This window comes from Arthrobacter sp. SAFR-023, assembly GCF_051965295.1.
In the GTDB taxonomy this organism is placed as follows: domain Bacteria; phylum Actinomycetota; class Actinomycetes; order Actinomycetales; family Micrococcaceae; genus Arthrobacter.
In genome coordinates this window covers 140,794-156,871 of sequence record NZ_JBQCMF010000013.1, presented here as the reverse complement: position 1 = coordinate 156,871, position 16,078 = coordinate 140,794, and the positions used below count along the sequence as shown (strand labels likewise).

The 16,078-nt window shown below is 65.9% G+C and carries 13 protein-coding genes and 1 tRNA gene; 6 read left to right on the top strand and 8 right to left on the bottom strand.

All coding sequences use genetic code 11. The annotated features are described in order from the left end of the window. Positions 1-32: 32 nt before the first annotated feature. Together panD and ACTHQX_RS15175 are read right to left on the bottom strand one after the other, a co-directional pair. A complete protein-coding gene (gene panD, locus ACTHQX_RS15180; protein ID WP_440158316.1) occupies positions 33-461 on the bottom strand; it encodes an aspartate 1-decarboxylase in 429 nt (142 codons plus the stop codon). A gap of 56 nt (positions 462-517) precedes the next feature. Next, the gene (locus ACTHQX_RS15175; protein ID WP_236805661.1) at positions 518-1,537 is read right to left on the bottom strand and encodes a LysR substrate-binding domain-containing protein; all 1,020 of its coding nucleotides are present in this window, start codon (positions 1,535-1,537) and stop codon (positions 518-520) included. Between the two features lie 157 nt (positions 1,538-1,694). On the opposite strand from ACTHQX_RS15175, the gene ACTHQX_RS15170 reads away from it, so the two are divergent. Both ACTHQX_RS15170 and ACTHQX_RS15165 read left to right on the top strand, forming a co-directional pair. Continuing rightward, a complete protein-coding gene (locus ACTHQX_RS15170) occupies positions 1,695-3,155 on the top strand; it encodes an amino acid permease (protein WP_440158315.1) in 1,461 nt (486 codons plus the stop codon). Positions 3,156-3,597: 442 nt separating this feature from the next. Beyond that, positions 3,598-7,146 (top strand): bifunctional proline dehydrogenase/L-glutamate gamma-semialdehyde dehydrogenase, encoded by a 3,549-nt coding sequence (locus ACTHQX_RS15165; protein WP_440158314.1) that lies wholly within the window; start codon positions 3,598-3,600, stop codon positions 7,144-7,146. Positions 7,147-7,242: 96 nt separating this feature from the next. Here ACTHQX_RS15165 and ACTHQX_RS15160 read toward each other — a convergent pair whose 3' ends face one another. Further along, positions 7,243-7,497 carry a hypothetical protein gene (locus ACTHQX_RS15160; RefSeq protein WP_236805650.1) on the bottom strand — a complete coding sequence of 85 codons (255 nt, stop codon included), beginning with the start codon at positions 7,495-7,497 and terminating at the stop codon, positions 7,243-7,245. A gap of 158 nt (positions 7,498-7,655) precedes the next feature. Then, a complete protein-coding gene (locus ACTHQX_RS15155) occupies positions 7,656-8,510 on the bottom strand; it encodes a LysR substrate-binding domain-containing protein (RefSeq protein WP_102973420.1) in 855 nt (284 codons plus the stop codon). 131 nt (positions 8,511-8,641) lie between these two features. Between ACTHQX_RS15155 and ACTHQX_RS15150 the strand changes: the two genes are divergently transcribed. Then, positions 8,642-9,970: an MFS transporter gene (locus ACTHQX_RS15150; protein ID WP_440158313.1), complete on the top strand. Its 1,329-nt coding sequence runs from the start codon at positions 8,642-8,644 to the stop codon at positions 9,968-9,970. Positions 9,971-9,998: 28 nt separating this feature from the next. Here ACTHQX_RS15150 and ACTHQX_RS15145 read toward each other — a convergent pair. After that, positions 9,999-10,072: transfer RNA gene (locus tag ACTHQX_RS15145), tRNA-Gly, on the bottom strand. A gap of 244 nt (positions 10,073-10,316) precedes the next feature. On the opposite strand from ACTHQX_RS15145, the gene ACTHQX_RS15140 reads away from it, so the two are divergent. The 3 genes from ACTHQX_RS15140 (at position 10,317) to ACTHQX_RS15130 (ending at position 12,631) form a co-directional block, all read left to right on the top strand. Further along, positions 10,317-10,763: an SRPBCC family protein gene (locus ACTHQX_RS15140; RefSeq protein ID WP_236805642.1), complete on the top strand. Its 447-nt coding sequence runs from the start codon at positions 10,317-10,319 to the stop codon at positions 10,761-10,763. A gap of 193 nt (positions 10,764-10,956) precedes the next feature. Next, positions 10,957-11,532: a dCTP deaminase gene (dcd, locus tag ACTHQX_RS15135; RefSeq protein ID WP_111902374.1), complete on the top strand. Its 576-nt coding sequence runs from the start codon at positions 10,957-10,959 to the stop codon at positions 11,530-11,532. A gap of 157 nt (positions 11,533-11,689) precedes the next feature. Then, positions 11,690-12,631 (top strand): hypothetical protein, encoded by a 942-nt coding sequence (locus tag ACTHQX_RS15130; RefSeq protein ID WP_440158311.1) that lies wholly within the window; start codon positions 11,690-11,692, stop codon positions 12,629-12,631. Positions 12,632-12,723: 92 nt separating this feature from the next. Here ACTHQX_RS15130 and ACTHQX_RS15125 read toward each other — a convergent pair whose 3' ends face one another. From ACTHQX_RS15125 to ACTHQX_RS15115, 3 genes are all read right to left on the bottom strand, one after another. Continuing rightward, complete coding sequence (locus ACTHQX_RS15125) at positions 12,724-13,908, bottom strand: cation:proton antiporter (RefSeq protein WP_440158309.1); 1,185 nt, start codon at positions 13,906-13,908, stop codon at positions 12,724-12,726. A gap of 5 nt (positions 13,909-13,913) precedes the next feature. After that, on the bottom strand, positions 13,914-14,396 hold the full coding sequence (locus ACTHQX_RS15120) for a cation:proton antiporter regulatory subunit (RefSeq protein WP_190605578.1): 483 nt from the start codon (positions 14,394-14,396) through the stop codon (positions 13,914-13,916). A 94-nt stretch (positions 14,397-14,490) separates the two neighbouring features. Beyond that, positions 14,491-15,894, bottom strand: a complete 1,404-nt coding sequence (locus tag ACTHQX_RS15115; protein WP_440158307.1) for an MFS transporter — start codon at positions 15,892-15,894, stop codon at positions 14,491-14,493. Between the last annotated feature and the right edge of the window lie 184 nt (positions 15,895-16,078).

Genomic DNA, 16,078 nt, shown 5'->3' with positions numbered 1-16,078 from the left:
GGGTCCGTTCTGGCCGGCCGCGCGCGATGGTCCTAGCTCAGCGCGGCGTTGTTGAGTGCGAACGGCGGCCGCAACAGCCCCGGGGTGAGGCCTTCGGCGGGGTCGTTGCCCAACTGGATGATGCGGTTGTCCTTGTCCACGTGGACAACCTTTGGTTCGTAGGTCTTCGCTTCGTCGGTGGTCATCTGCGCATACGTGATCAGAATGACGGTGTCGTTCTCGTGCACCAGATGGGCTGCGGGGCCGTTGATCCCGATGACGCCGGAACCGCGCTCGCCGGCGATGGTGTAGGTCTCGAGGCGGGCACCGTTGGTGACGTCCACAATGGCCACGAGCTCGCCGGGCAAAATGTCGGCAGCGTCGAGCAGGTCCAGGTCAACGGTGACTGAACCCACGTAGTGCAGGTCCGCGTGCGTGACAGTGGCCCGGTGGATTTTGGACTTAAACATTGTGCGATTCATAACGTCAACAGTCTAACGCCGGGGTCAACGCTTGGCTGTGAGCCAGGGAACATCTGCTAAACCGCTTCGCCGCCTTCTCTGGCGGCTGCTGGTCCTTCTGCTGTTGCCTCTGCCGCGGCGGTTCCTGCTCCCGCCGGGGCCCCGGAGGCGTCGGCTCCGGTATCGATTTCCTGGGCAGCCGCAATGGTAGCGGCGGTGGAGGCAAGGATTTCGCGGGCCGCGAGGATGGCGGGCCGCTGCGCGCCGGAGCGCCGCACGGAGGTGAAGACCGTACGCCGGGGCTTGCCGGGAAGATCCAGCAGTTGGGCCGTTGTGCCCCGGCCGGTCCACACCAGATCCGGCATCAGGGCGACGGCGTTCCCCGACTCGATCAGGCGGATCTGGGCCTGGAGGTCAGCTGTTTCGAAGCGGACGTCGGGCTCGAAGCCTGCACTCCGGCAGGCCTGTTCCGCCCAGTGGCGTGAAGCCGCACCACGAGGTTCCATCACCCAGGGCATCTCGGCCGTGTCTGCTAGCGAGTCGACTTTCGCCCTGCCCTCGGCGGCCGGCGGCACCGCGAGGCGGATGGCGTCACTCGTGAGGCGGACACGGTCCAGCTCGGGGTAGCGGGGCGCTGCGTGGCCGGGGTACTGCTCGGCGATGACCAGGTCGAAGTCACGGGCCCACGTCTCATGCAGCGCCGTCTCGGGCTCGCGCTGTGTCATTTCGATCCGGACCTCGGGGTAGGTCGCGGAGAGGCGCGTCAGTGCGTCCGGCATAAGCGCCAGTGCCGCGGACTGAAAGACGGCGATCCGCACGGTTCCCGAGACGGTGGTCAGGGACGCGGCCAGGTCTGCCTCGGCCTGCTCCAGGGTTTCCAGCAAGTGTGCCGTATGCGCCACCAGAACCTCGGCCTGCGGGGTCAGCTGCACGCGGCGGCCGGTTTTCCTGAGCAGTTCCACCCCTACTTCCTTCTCAAGCAGGGCCAATTGTTGGGACACTGAGGAAGGACTGTACTGCAGGGCTGCTGCCACCTCGGCGAGCGTGCCCCGGATCTTCAGCTCGCGGAGCAGCCTCAACCGGCGAACATCAAGCATGGGCTGTTCCTTGGGTTGCAGAACTGAATAGTTGGACTAATGAATACTGGTTAGAAGTATGCACTTTATCTAATGCAACACTGCTTGCATACTAAACAGATTGAGTTACCCCCATCACAGGGCGAAATGGTGGGGCCGCACCTACGCAGGAGTCCCGATGAGTACAAAAGATCCATCGCAGTCAATCTTGAGGCGCAAGCCCATTGACGACATCGAAGTAGAGAACAAGCACAGCGGCTTGTTCAAGTCCCTCGGGCTGTGGCAGCTGACCGCCATCGGCGTCGGCGGCATCATCGGCGTGGGCATCTTTTCGCTGGCCGGCCTTGTGGCGCACGGCAGTGCCGACACGCCCGGCGTCGGGCCTGCGGTGCTCATTTCCTTCCTGATCGCCGGACTGGCCTCGGCTGCCGCGGCGCTCTCCTACGCAGAGTTTGCGGGCATGATCCCGCGTGCAGGCTCGGCGTACACCTACGGCTACGTGGCACTGGGCGAAATCATCGGCTGGTTCATCGGCTGGGACCTGCTGCTGGAGTACATCGCCATCGTGGCCGTGGTGGCCATCGGCATCTCCGGCTACTTCGACGCCTTCCTGTCCGGCATCGGTATCCACATGCCCGATTGGATGACGTCCACCATGGATGAGGGCAAGGGCGGCATCATCAACATTCCCGCCATCCTTGTCTGCCTGCTGGTCACCTGGATCCTCTCGCGCGGCACCAAGACTTTCGGCCGCTTCGAACTGATTGCCGTTGCCATCAAGGTTGTCCTGATCCTGTTCATCATCGGGCTGGGCGTCTTCTACATCAACACCCAAAACTTCAACCCGTTCATGCCCAGCGGCTTCGGACCGGTCCTGGCGGGCTCGGCCACCGTGTTCTTCGCCGTGTTCGGGTACGACGCCATGAGCACTGCGGCCGAAGAGGCGACCGATGGCAAGAAGCACATGCCCAAGGCGATCATCCTGTCCCTCATCATCGCCATGCTGCTCTACGTTGCCGCTACCCTCGTGCTCACCGGCATGCAGAACTACAAGGACATCGATCCCGCCGCTGGCTTCGCGTCGGCGTTCCAGGGTGTCGGCCTTCCCGTCATCGCCACCATCATCTCCGTTTTCGCCGTGCTGTCCATCCTCACCGTGATGCTCACGTTCCTTCTCGGCGTCACCCGCGTGTGGTTCTCCATGAGCCGCGACGGCCTTCTCCCCGGCTGGTTCTCGAAGACGGACCGGCACGGTACGCCGCAGCGCGTGACCTGGATCGGCGGCATCGCCTCGGCGCTGCTGGCCGGCGTGTTCCCCATCAAGGCCGTCGCCGACCTCACCAACATCGGCATCCTCGCCGCGTTCGTCGTGGTCTGCGTTTCCGTCATCATCTTCCGCTACACCAAGCCGGAGGCGCCCCGGACCTTCCGCCTCCCGCTGATGCCGGTGGTCCCCGCCTTTGGTGTCCTGGCTTCCGCCTTCCTCATGTTCCAGCTGCACTGGGAGACCTGGCTGCGCTTCGGCATCTGGCTCGTAATCGGCCTGGTGATCTACTTCGGCTACGGCAAGCGGCATTCGCTGATGAACCCGAACAGCCCGCGGCACGACGAAGCAGTGGAGATGCACACGCAGGTGTAGCCCGTTCACCTCTGTCGCGTCACCGACGAGCCCTCCCGCGCCCCAAGGTGCGGGAGGGTTTTGGTTTAAGCGGCGAGAGCTGAGGACGCGTTGGGGTTTTGGCGGCGAAAGCTGAGGGAGGGTTCGAGGTCCTCAACGCGTCCTCACGTCCTGCAGCAATTCCCTCAACGCGTCCTCACGTCCTGCAGCAATTCCCCCGACGCGTCCTCACGTCCTGCGGTGTTTCCCTCGACGCGTCCTCACGTCCTGCGGGGATTTCGACGACGCGTGCGCACCTCCAAGGCGGGGCCGGGCGGCTCTACTCACGGGTGGCTGACGGGATTCCAGAACGATCGGTATTCCTAACGCGTATTGCTAAGGAAAGATCGCTTTATCTTAAGCGACGCGAGGCTCATACTGATGAATAAGACGATCACATCGCACTGAAAGAACGAGGAAAGCCATGACCAACACCGCCACGGATCACCGCGTGCAGGCAGGCAAGGGCGCCGCTGCAGCCGGCGCCGTCGCCACCCCCTCGGCAGGGTCCGACGTCGCCGAAGCGACCGCCCTGGCCACTGACGCAATTGCCCTCGTTCGCCGCTGGCTGACCGAAGCCGCCAAGATGCCCGTGGACGCTTCCGCAGAGCAGCTCGCCGGCGTCCTGAAGGACCCGAACGGGCTGGACTTCACCGTGGGCTTCGTCGACGGCGTGGTCCGTCCCGAGGACCTGAACGTCGCCGCCCGCAACCTCGCCGCCCTCGCCCCGAAGGTTCCCGCCTTCCTGCCCTGGTACATGCGTAGCGCCGTCCAGCTGGGCGGCCGCATGGCACCGGTCCTGCCGCAGGTTGTCATCCCTGTGGCCCGCAAGGTCCTCCGCGAAATGGTGGGCCACCTCATCGTTGACGCCACCGACTCCAAGCTGGGCCCGGCCATCGCCAAGATCCGCAAGGACGGCATCAAGCTCAACGTGAACCTGCTCGGCGAGGCCGTGCTCGGTGAGCACGAGGCCTCACGCCGGCTCGAGGGAACCCACACCCTGCTGGCCCGCCCGGACGTGGATTACGTTTCCATCAAAGTGTCCTCCACCGTGGCCCCGCACTCGGCCTGGGCCTTCGACGAGGCCGTGGAGCACGTTGTCGAGAAGCTCACGCCACTGTTCGCCCGCGCCGCTTCCTACTCCGCCGCCGGGCAAAAGAACAAGTTCATCAACCTGGACATGGAGGAGTACAAGGACCTGGACATGACCATCGCGGTCTTCACCCGGATCCTGGACAAGCCCGAGTTCAAGAACCTGGAAGCCGGCATCGTGCTCCAGGCCTACCTCCCGGACGCCCTCGCCGCCATGATCCGGCTGCAGGAATGGGCTGCCGCGCGCCGCGCTGACGGCGGCGCGGCCATCAAGGTCCGCGTGGTCAAGGGCGCCAACCTTCCCATGGAGCAGGTGGAAGCCTCGCTGCACGACTGGCCGCTGGCCACGTGGGGCACCAAGCTGGACTCGGACATCAACTACAAGCGCGTCATCAACTACGCGCTGCACCCGGACCGGATCGGCAACATCCGCATCGGCGTCGCCGGGCACAACCTGTTCGACATTGCCTTCGCCTGGCTGCTGGCCAAGCAGCGCGGCATCGCGGATACCGCACAGCAGGGCATCGAATTCGAGATGCTGCTCGGCATGGCACAGGGCCAGGCTGAGGCGGTTAAGAAGGACGTCGGCTCCCTGCTGCTCTACACGCCTGTGGTGCACCCGGCCGAATTCGACGTCGCCATCGCCTACCTGATCCGCCGCCTCGAAGAGGGTGCCAGCCAGGAAAACTTCATGTCGGCCGTCTTCGAACTCAGCGAAAACGAGGGGCTCTTCGAGCGCGAAAAGCAGCGCTTCCTGTCCTCTCTGGAAGAGCTCGACGACGAGGTGCCGCCGCCCAACCGCCTGCAGAACCGCAGCCAGCCGGCAGAGCTGATGCCCCGCACCGGCTTCCACAACACTCCGGACACGGACCCGTCCCTGCCGGCCAACCGTGACTGGGGCCGGGCCATCCTGGACCGCGTCGCGGCGTCGACCCTGGGCAACGCCTCCGTTGAGGCCGCCACCATCACCGACGCGGACACCCTCAACACCGTGATTGCCACGGCCGTTGAAAAGGGCAAGGCGTGGGGTGCGCTGTCCGGCGCCGAGCGTGCCGAGATCCTGCACCGTGCCGGCGATGTCCTCGAGGCCCGCCGCGCCGACCTGCTCGAGGTGATGGCCAGCGAGACCGGCAAGACCATCGACCAGGGCGACCCCGAGGTCAGCGAGGCCGTGGACTTCGCCCACTACTACGCCGAGTCCGCCCGCAAGCTGGACCAGGTTGACGGCGCCACCTTCGTTCCGGCGAAGCTGACCGTGGTCACCCCGCCGTGGAACTTCCCGGTGGCCATCCCCGCCGGTTCCACGCTCGCGGCACTCGCCGCCGGCTCCGCCGTCGTGATCAAGCCTGCCAAGCAGGCCCGCCGCAGCGGTGCCGTGATGATTGAGGCGCTGTGGGAAGCCGGCGTGCCCCGCGACGTGCTCACCATGGTCCAGCTGGGCGAACGCGAGCTCGGCCAGCAGCTGATCTCCCACCCGGCCGTGGACCGCGTGATCCTGACCGGCGGCTACGAGACCGCCGAGCTGTTCCGCTCCTTCCGCAAGGACCTGCCGCTGCTCGCGGAGACCAGCGGCAAGAACGCCATCATCGTCACCCCGAGCGCGGACCTGGACCTGGCCGCGAAGGACGTTGCCTACTCGGCCTTCGGCCACGCCGGACAGAAGTGCTCCGCCGCCTCCCTGGTGATCCTGGTGGGCTCGGTTGCCAAGTCCAAGCGGTTCCACAACCAGCTGATCGACGCCGTCACCTCCCTGAAGGTTGGTTACCCGGAGGACCCCACCAGCCAGATGGGCCCGATCATTGAGCCGGCGAAGGGTAAGCTGCTCAACGCGCTGACCACCCTCGGCGAGGGCGAGAACTGGGCCGTTGAGCCCAAGAAGCTGGACGAGACCGGCCGGCTCTGGAGCCCGGGCGTGCGCTACGGCGTCAAGCGCGGATCCTACTTCCACCTGACCGAGTTCTTCGGTCCCGTCCTCGGCGTCATGACCGCGGACACCCTGGAAGAGGCCATCGCCATCCAGAACCAGATCGAGTACGGCTTGACCGCCGGTCTGCATTCCCTTAATACGGATGAGCTGGGGCTGTGGCTGGACACCATCCAGGCCGGCAACCTCTACATCAACCGCGGCATCACCGGTGCCATCGTGCAGCGCCAGCCGTTCGGCGGCTGGAAGAAGTCGGCAGTTGGCGCCGGCACCAAGGCGGGCGGCCCCAATTACCTCGCCGGCCTTGGTGACTGGACCAGCACCGAGAGCACCCAGGGCGCTTCGGCGGGCATCGCCAACCGCCGGGTGCAGCGGCTCGTGGACGCTGTGAAGGGCGAACTCAGCACTGCTGACGTTGAGGCCCTCCAGCGGGCGCTCGGTTCCGACGCCCTTGCCTGGGCGGACGAATTCGGCACCTCCAAGGATGTCTCGGGCCTGAGCGCAGAGCGGAACATTTTCCGCTACCGTGCGCTGCCGGTCACCGTCCGGCTGTCCGACGGCGGGTCCCTCCGGGCCCTCGTCCGGACAGTAGGCGCCGGCGTGCTGGCCGCTGCCCCGCTCACTGTCTCCTCCGGCGTCGAGCTTCCGGCCCAGCTGCGTTCCGTGCTCACCGGGCTGGACATCGCCGTGACGGTGGAGAACGACGCCGAGTGGCTGGCATCCGCGGGACGTCTCGCCGCGGCGGGCAAGCTGTCCGGCGGACGCATCCGCCTGATCGGCGGCTCCGCAGCTGACCTGGCCGAGGCGACCGGCGGCCGTCCGGACCTCGCCATCTACGCCCACGAGGTGACGGAAGCCGGCCGTATTGAACTGCTGCCGTTCCTGCACGAGCAGGCTGTCAGCATCACGGCGCACCGGTTCGGCACGCCGAACCACCTCTCCGATGCACTGATCTAGAGTCTTGCTGATCTAGAGTCTCGCCGATCCAGCGGGGCAGGCAGCAGAACGGGCGGGCACCCATAAGGTGCCCGCCCGTTCTGTTGTGTTTGCTGCTTAGCCCAGATACCAGCCGGGTGGAGCCCACGACGCGGGAACGCTGTGTGCGGAAAAGTCCTCGCAGCGCGTGCAGGTGTACGCGACTTCGCCCAGTTTCCGGACGCTGCCGTCCTGGCGGTGCTTGGGCGGCACGAAAGACTCAAGGTAGATGAACTCGTCTGTTCCGCATTTTTCGCAGTTTGGCTGGCCGACATATTCGGCGTCCAGGGGCATCGAGTGGCGGGTATAACGGGGGTTTGCGGCTGTGGTCACGGCGTACCTATCCCGAACACGCGGGCGTCATTACCAAGCATGTTCGTTATCGAAACCTGTGCGTGTTATCGGCCGCTGCATGACCGCAACAGTCACAGCATAGGCCAGCTGCGAACCGTTATCAATCATTTTGCTTCCGTACCCCGGTCCCGGCTGGCTCAAACAGGCTTCTTGAGGGTTCTTCCCATGATGGCCTGGGTCAGGGCGTCGATGACTTCGGCGTTCGCCAGCGGGTTCCTGATCAGCGTGAAATCGACGTCGCCCACCGGCGGCAGTTCGAAGCGGCGGGTGATGATTTTCAGGTCCTCGGGCACCAGTGAGGACGGCATCACGGCCACCCCGATGCCGGCGCGGACTGCCGCCAGAACGCCGCTGATCTGCTTGGTGGTGCACGTGATGCGCCAGGTCCGGCCCACGGATTCGAGCGCGTCGATGGCAAGCTTGCGGCTCAGGCTGGGCGCGGGATAGGCGATCAGCGGCACCGGATGGCCCGGCTCGAGTGCGGTCTGTTCGAGTCCTACCCAGGAAAAGGTGTCGTGCTGGACCACAGTGCCGTCCTTCGCGCCGGCGACCCACTTCACGAACACGAGGTCCAGCTGGCCGGAATTCAGGCGCTTGTACAGCTGGTCGCTCTGGCCGACGGTGAGCTCGAGGTTGATTTGCGGGTAGATCTGCCGGAACTCGCGCAGGATGCGCGGCAGGCCGGTGATCGCGAGGTCGTCCGCGGTTCCGAAGCGCAGCCGCCCGCGCATGGCGGAGCCGGAAAAGTAGCGGGCCGCGGCATCGTGGGCCGCGAGGATGCTGCGGGCGAAGCCGGCCATGGCATCGCCGTTGTCCGTCAGCCTGACGTCCCTCGTGTCCCGGCTGATGAGCGTCCGCTTGGCCGCGACCTCGAGCTTGCGGACGTGCTGGCTGACCGTCGGCTGGGCCAGGCCCAGGCGTTCTGCTGCCTTGGTGAAGCTCAACGTTTCGGCAACGGCCAGGAAGGACCTGAGCTGGGCCGGTTCGAACATGCGTCCTCCTTCCGCCGGGCAATCATTACGTTCGGCAATGATAGTTATAGGAGCAATAGTCTTCCACAATTGAAGGTGTGCGCCATAGCGTTGAGGGCATCCCCGCCGGCCCGCTGACCTGAGGAACTCCTGTGACACCCCCACCGCCGCCACTGGCCACCGTCACCCAGCCCGTCGCCGTCGTCAGTGAACGCCTTCCGTGGCGTCACACCTTCATCTCACTCCGGGTTCCCAACTTCCGTCTCTTCGCCATGGGCCACTTCATTGCCGTCATAGCCATCTGGATGCAGCGGATCGCCCAGGACTGGCTGGTGCTCCAGCTCTCCGGCTCCGTCACCGCCGTCGGGTTCACCGTGGCGCTGCAGTTCCTGCCATCGCTTCTGCTGGGACCGTGGGGCGGGATGATCGTGGACCGGTTCTCCAAGCGCAAAATCCTCATTCTGTGTCAGTCGGCCGCGGCTGTCCTCGCCGCGGCGCTCGCCGCCCTGGCGCTCAGCGGGATGATCCAGGTCTGGCATGTCTACGTCATCGCGCTGGTACTTGGCCTCGTCACAGTGCTGGACCAGCCGGCCCGGCAGGTGTTCGTCCATGAACTGGTGGGGCCCCGGTATCTGCGCAACGCCATCAGCGTGAACTCGACCACGTTCCAGCTGGGCGGCCTGATCGGTCCGGCAATCGCCGGGGTGCTGCTGACCGCCGTCGGCGCCGGGTGGGCCTTCGCCGCCAACGCCGCGGCCTGCTGCTCCACCGTGGCCATGCTCCTGCTGCTGCGGCGCGACGAGCTGTTCGTCAGCCCGCCGGCGCCCAAGTCCAAAGGCATGCTGCGGGAGGGGCTGCGGTACGCGCTGAGCAAGCCCACTATCTACTGGCCGTGGCTCATGGTGGGGTTCATTTCAGTGTTCGCCATGAGCCTGCCGGTGCTCCTCGCCGCCTTCGCGGACCGGGTGTACGGAATCGGCGCGGGCGGCTACGGCATGCTGAATGCCCTCGTGGCCCTCGGGGCGCTGACCGGTGCGGTCGCCTCCACCAGGCGGAGGCAGCTGCGGCTGCGGTCCGTTGTCCTGGCCGCCGGCATGTACGGGCTGATGCTGTGCCTTTCCGCCACCGTGCCCACCCTGCCACTCTTCGGCGCCGCCCTGGTGCTGTCCGGGTTCTGGTGCCTGATGTTCCTCACTGCGTCCAACCAGCTGGTGCAGACCAGCTCCAACATGGGCATCCGCGGCCGCGTAATGAGCCTGTACATCATGGTGCTGATCGGCGGCCAGGCCCTCGGCGGACCCATGATCGGGTTCATCGCCGAGCATGTGGATCCGCACGCCGGCCTGCTGGTGGCGGGAGGGGTGCCGGCGCTCGCGGCGGCGACTGTCGCCGTCGTGCTTGCCCGCAAAGGTGAGCTGACCCTGAAGGTGGACCTGCGTAACCGGCGGGGACTGCTGCGGGTGGTGCGCCGGGCCGCGTGATGCCAGAGGCGGTGCATTCAAGGAGGCTTGGAGCGGCTGACGGGAATCGAACCCGCGTATCAAGCTTGGGAAGCTAGCGCTCTACCATTGAGCTACAGCCGCAGTCACACCGGAAACTGCCCGGGGCAGAACCTAGCTTAGCGCAGTTGTGCGGCGTCGCCGGCCAACTGGGATCCGGCTCGGGGCGCGTCGGCAAACCCAGCCAGGGAGGCTCCCGTAACTGTTCGGTAAAGCCCGGGCGGTGCGCCGCCGCGGGCCGGCGCAGGTGACTATCCTGAATCTCGGTAGTTGCAGTACAGGGGAACGGGCTACGCAAGGCAGAGCCCGACGTCGGATAAGGATCCCCATGGCAGGTGCAGAACACGAGGTCCTCGTTGCGCGCGACGCCATGACGGTCTACGCGTTCCTCCTGGACGGTGCCAATCTACCGAGGTGGCAGACCGATGTCCGGAGCGTAGGGCTCAGTTCGGGAAGCGCAGGCAGCGTGGGGGCCGGGTACCAGGTGACCATGGATGGTCCGAGGGGCCGCCCCGTGGCTCGCGATTACCAGATCACCCAGGCGCGGCCCGGCGCCGAAATCCAGTTCCAGGTGGTGTCCGGCCCGTCGCTCCTGCGCGGCGGTTTCTACCTCAGCACCGAGAGCGCCGGAACCCGGGTGCGGTTCGCACTGGAGGCCCCCTCCAAGAGTTTCTGGAGCTTTGTCCGCCCAGCATATCGGGGCCGGCTCAGGGCGGCGGTGCGGCAGCTCGAGAAGCTGCCGGGCGTCATCGAAGGACGGACGACGGCGGACTGAGACCCCGCTCTTCCCCTTGAGTTTTTGTCCAGATATCGCGAGTTGAAGGGCCTTTTGCGGCCAATATCTGCACAAAAACTCCAGGTGATCGCTCCGGGGCGCGCTTACTGGTCCAGGCATTGACCGTGGGCGTTGCCAGTGTGGCCGGGCAGGGGAGCGGCGACGGTATTTCTGCAATGGTATTTTTGAGGGTGTGCTGATCTCTGACCGCGACATTCGTGCCGAAATTGATTCCGAACGGATCGTCCTCGATCCGTTCGACGCCGCGATGGTCCAGCCGTCCTCGGTGGATGTCCGGATCGACCGCTTCTTCCGGCTCTTCGACAACCACAAATACGCCCACATCGACCCCGCCGAGGATCAGCCCGACCTGACCCGGCTGGTGGAGGTGGAGGAGGGTGAGGCGTTCATCCTGCACCCCGGCGAGTTTGTGCTCGGCTCCACGTACGAGACCGTCTCGCTGCCGGACGACATTGCCGCGCGCCTTGAGGGCAAGTCCTCACTGGGCCGCCTCGGCCTGCTGACGCACTCCACGGCCGGCTTCATCGACCCCGGCTTTTCCGGACACGTCACGCTGGAACTGTCCAACATGGCCACGCTACCCATCAAGCTCTGGCCCGGCATGAAAATCGGCCAGCTCTGCTTCTTCCGGCTGACCTCCGCTGCCGAGTATCCCTACGGCTCCGGCGAGTACGGCAACCGCTACCAGGGCCAGCGCGGGCCCACCGCGAGCCGGAGCCACCTGAACTTCCACCGCACGGATATTTAGCGCCCGGGGCTCTGCGCGCCGAGAGGTGAGATCTCGTCGCTTAGCGGCCTGGAAAGCGTCGAGATCTCACGTCTCGACGGCAGGGGCGCTCTGGTCACCTCTCCTCCACACTGGGGATAACCGCAGGGGCCCGGCCCGGACGTGCACACAATGGCCCATGAGAAAGCCGTCGCCATTGCCTGGCCAGCTCGCGGGCCGGTCCTTCACCCTCGACGAGCAACGTTCTGCGGGTGTTGCCGCGCAGCGCGCCTGGCGCAGCGACCTTCGGGTGGCGAGCCGTGGGGTGCGCGTGCCGTGGGGCATCGAACAGGACTTTGCGCACACCTGCCGGCTGCTTTCCAGGCTGTGTCCGTCATCCGCCTGCTGCCTCGGTACCGCCGGCCGCTTGTGGCGATGCCCGCTTCCGTGGAGCGTCCAGACTGACTTTCGGGTGCATTTGGCGAGGTTCGACGGCGGAAACCGGCCCGTGCGGAAGGGTGTGGCCGGCCACCGGCTAGATTTGCTCGGTGCCGACGTCACGGAGCTCGACGGCGTTCTGGTCACGAGCCCGGCGCGGACATGGCTGGATCTCGCCGCCATCCTTGAGCTCGAGGATCTGGTGGTTGCAGCTGATTTCTTCATCTGCAGCCAGTCCCGAAGCTTTGGCCCACGGAAATTCGCCCTGTGTTCCTTGGCCGATCTGCGGCAGCAGGTGGAGGGCCGTAGCGGTGCGCGGGGAATCCGCAAGGCCAAGAGAGCGCTGGGACTGGCCAGGGTGGGCTCGGACTCGGCGCCCGAAACCCGGCTTCGGCTGGCACTGGGCAGGCTGGGCCTCCCCGAACCGAAGCTGGGTTACGTGGTCACGGATGAAACTGGCTGGGAATTGGCGTGGCCGGATCAGGCCTTTCCCGAATTCAAAGTGGCAGTGAATTACGACGGCAGACACCATCTTGAACCCCGCCAGCGCGAATCAGACATCCGCCGGGACGAATCCATCGCGGCGATCGGCTGGACTTCGGTGACCATCACGGCGTCGCAGGTCAGGACATGGGGCTTCGACGGGTGCGCTCAGCGTGTGCTGGACGCGTTGGTGCGGTGCGGGTGGCGCGCCGAGAGGTGAGATCTCGTCGCTTAGCGGCCTCGGAAGCGTCGAGATCTCACGTCTCGACGAACGCCGCGGACGAACTCGAAGCGGTCCCGCTCGAACAAAACCTAAGCCGGGACCGGCTCCGGCCGCGCCGGGCGGGAGAACTTCTTGACGACCGGCTCGATGTAGCGGGCGGCCAACGGGCCGAGGACCGCCATGATCAGGACGTAGGCTGTGGCCAGGGCGGCGAGCTCGTCCGACACCACCCCGGAGGTCACGGCTAGGCCTGCGATGACGATGGAGAACTCGCCGCGTGCTATCAGCGCGGCTCCGGCGCGGAAGCGGCCCGGACGTGCGATCCCTGCGTGCTTGGCGGCCCAGGCTCCGGTGATGATCTTGGTGGCGGCGGTGAGAACCGCAAGGACAAGCGCCCACGCCAGCACCGGCGGGATGGAAGAGGGGTCGGTGTTGAGCCCGAACGCCACGAAGAAGATGGCGGCGAAGAGGTCACGCAGCGGCTCGAGGATCCGCGTAGCGCTGTGGGCCGTGGCGCCGGAGATGGCGATGCCGAGCATGAAGGCGCCCACCGCGGCGGACACCTGGAGGGCCGCCGCCACGCCGGACACGAGCAGTGCGGCGCCGAGCAGGTTGAGCAGGAAGACTTCCGAATTCTCGCTGTGCACGGCCTTGGAGACGTGGTGTCCGTGCCGCAGGGCTACCAGCAGCACAACGGTGACAACAGCCAGCGAGACTCCCACGGTCTGCATGCCGCCCAGGAAGCTGACCCCGGCGAGCGTGGCGGTGAGGATCGGCAGGTAGACCGCCATGGCCAGGTCCTCGAAAACCAGGATGGAGAGCACCACCGGGGTTTCCCTGTTACCGATACGGCCAAGGTCCGTGATGACCTTGGCCGCAATGCCCGATGACGATATGTACGTAACCCCGCCCATAACCATGGCGCCGACAACTCCCCAGCCGAGCAGGGCAGCCAGGGCAGCCCCCGGCACGAAATTCAGGACGAAGTCGAGGATTCCTGCCTTCCATGATCGGCGAAGGCCGGTTACAAGTTCGGTGGCCGTATATTCCAAACCGAGCATAAGCAGGAGCAGGATGACGCCGATCTCGCCGGACAGGTGGGAAAACTCCTTCATCCCGCTCAGTTCCACCACGCCGCCCGCACCGAAGCACAATCCGCCCACCAGATACAGCGGAATGGGGGACATCCCGATCCGCCCCGCCAGCCTGGCCAGCAGGCCGAGGCAGAACACGACTGCCCCCAGTTCGATGAGCGTCAGGGCCACGCGGTCCATGACGGTCAGCCGTTGCGGAGGATGTCGGCCGCAGCGTCCAGGCCTTCTTGCGTGCCGACAGCGACCAGCAGGTCACCGGGGTGAAGGAGGACGTCGGGACCTGGTGAGGGAACCACCTCACCTTCACGCATGATCGCCACAATCGAAACACCGCACCGGGTGCGGATGCAGGCCTTGCCCATGGGCTGGTTCTGGAACGGTGAATCCGCGGCGATGGAGAACTGCCTGGTGGTGATCCCCGGAACTTCCCTGTGGGCCTCCGTCAGCTTCATCGCGAGGTGCTGGCCGCCGAGCAGGTTCCCCAGTGTTGCCGCCTCGTCGCCGGTCAGCGGTATGGAGGCCTGGCAGGTGTCCGGGTCATCCCACGTGGAGACGAAAAGTTCGGTCTGGCCCTCGCGGAGTTCCACCACCCCGATGCGCCGGCCGGATGCTGTCATGAAGTCCTTGCGCCGGCCCAAACCCGGGAGATCCGTCTCTTCCACGTTCATAACATCAGCCTAGTCTGCGAACTCGCGATTTCGGCTGAAACTTCGCGCCCTGCCGAATGCTTAAAGGTCTGTTCGCGCTCTCTCCCAGGACAGGCTAGGACTGGGGGACGACGGCGATCTCGGCGTCGCTCGGGGCCTTGACCGGCAGGAGGACCAGCAGCCCGGCGAGCAGCACCACCATGATGCCCAAAATGCCCCAGCGCTGCGCGTCCCCCTGGGCCACCAGGGGAGTGGCGACCGTGATGCACAGCGTGAACAGGGCCGGGGCGAGGAAGCTGACGGCACGGCCAGTGGTCGCGTACAGGCCAAAAAGCTCACCGGATTCGCCCTGCGGGGCCAGCCGGGCCAGATATGCGCGGGACGAGGACTGCGCCGGCCCAACAAACAGGCAAAGGAACAGGCCGAAAACCCAGAACGTCGTGGCCCCTGACCATGGCACCCCGAAGAGCGTGTGGTTGCCGTTGCCCAGCACCAGGATGACTGTTCCGGCGACCAGCAGGCCGGCGAGGGAGCAGATGATCACGGCCTTGGGCCCCACCCTGTCGTCCAGGAAACCGCCGATGATCGCGCCCGCGGCCGCCACGATGTTGCCGAATATGGCGAAGAAGATGACCTGCGGCAGTTCGAAGCCGAAGGTCCCGGCCGCGATGATCCCGCCGAAGGTGAAGACCGCCGCCAGCCCGTCCCGGAAGATGGCGCTGGCCAGCAGGAAGAAGATGGTGTGCGGGCTGGTCCGGTAGATCGCCTTGATCCTGCGGGCCAGGAGCCCGAACGAGGCAAGGAAACCGAGGCCTGCGGCCCGCTTCGGCTTGGGCAGCTCCGGAACGGCGAACATGACCGGCAGCGCGAAGATGACGAACCACAAGGCTGAGAATACGGCCACCAGCCGGATGTTGAGGCTGTCCTGCGTGGAGGCACCGAACCACTCGAAGCGCGGCTGCACGAAAAGCTGGAGCACGATGAGCAGGGCCACGATGCCGCCCAGGTAGCCCATGCCCCAGCCGAACCCGCTGACCTTGCCGATGTTCCCCGGCGTCGAAATCTGCGCCAGCATGGCGTTGTAGTTCACGCCCGCGAACTCGAAGAACACGTTGGCCAGGGCGATCAGGGACACTCCCAGCAGGAGGAACTCGGGCCGGGGAAAGACGAAGAAGCACAGTGCTGTCAGGATCGCGACGGCGGCCGTGTTGAGTCCCAGCCAGAACTTGCGGCGGCCCCCGGTATCGGACCGCTGACCCGTGACGGGCGCGAGCAGGGCGATGGCCGCACCTGCTACGGCCAGGGCCCCGCCGAGCACCGCCGACGCCTGGTCTTCGCCGCCGAACGCCTGGGAGGTCAGGTAGACGGTGAAGACGAACGTCGTCATGACGGCGTTGAACGCCGCGGACCCCCAGTCCCAGGCTGCCCAGGCCAGAACGCGGCCCTTGCTGGACGCCTGCGGCCCTGCTTCAAGTTCCGACGGCGGCTGCGTTGCCTCGGATGCGGCTGCGGAGTTCATAGGCCGATGCTATCCGCCCGTGGCGAACAGGGACCCGCAACCCTCCCGCGAACTCGCGAAACTTACCCTGCGCCCGGCCGTCGCGGGGAAAACTGTCAGTACCCCCTTGATAAACTGTCGGAACCGAACCCAACGAATGACCGCCAGCTCCAACTTTTGATAACCGAATTCTGACTTTGCGGAG

What these genes read in the sequence shown, in the direction of transcription:
- panD (WP_440158316.1), bottom strand. Translation starts at nt 461, where the DNA reads ATGAATCGCACAATGTTTAAGTCCAAAATCCACCGGGCCACTGTCACG.
- ACTHQX_RS15175 (WP_236805661.1), bottom strand. Translation starts at nt 1,537, where the DNA reads ATGCTTGATGTTCGCCGGTTGAGGCTGCTCCGCGAGCTGAAGATCCGG.
- ACTHQX_RS15170 (WP_440158315.1), top strand. Translation starts at nt 1,695, where the DNA reads ATGAGTACAAAAGATCCATCGCAGTCAATCTTGAGGCGCAAGCCCATT.
- ACTHQX_RS15165 (WP_440158314.1), top strand. Translation starts at nt 3,598, where the DNA reads ATGACCAACACCGCCACGGATCACCGCGTGCAGGCAGGCAAGGGCGCC.
- ACTHQX_RS15155 (WP_102973420.1), bottom strand. Translation starts at nt 8,510, where the DNA reads ATGTTCGAACCGGCCCAGCTCAGGTCCTTCCTGGCCGTTGCCGAAACG.
- ACTHQX_RS15140 (WP_236805642.1), top strand. Translation starts at nt 10,317, where the DNA reads ATGGCAGGTGCAGAACACGAGGTCCTCGTTGCGCGCGACGCCATGACG.
- ACTHQX_RS15130 (WP_440158311.1), top strand. Translation starts at nt 11,690, where the DNA reads ATGAGAAAGCCGTCGCCATTGCCTGGCCAGCTCGCGGGCCGGTCCTTC.
- ACTHQX_RS15125 (WP_440158309.1), bottom strand. Translation starts at nt 13,908, where the DNA reads ATGGACCGCGTGGCCCTGACGCTCATCGAACTGGGGGCAGTCGTGTTC.
- ACTHQX_RS15120 (WP_190605578.1), bottom strand. Translation starts at nt 14,396, where the DNA reads ATGAACGTGGAAGAGACGGATCTCCCGGGTTTGGGCCGGCGCAAGGAC.
- ACTHQX_RS15115 (WP_440158307.1), bottom strand. Translation starts at nt 15,894, where the DNA reads ATGAACTCCGCAGCCGCATCCGAGGCAACGCAGCCGCCGTCGGAACTT.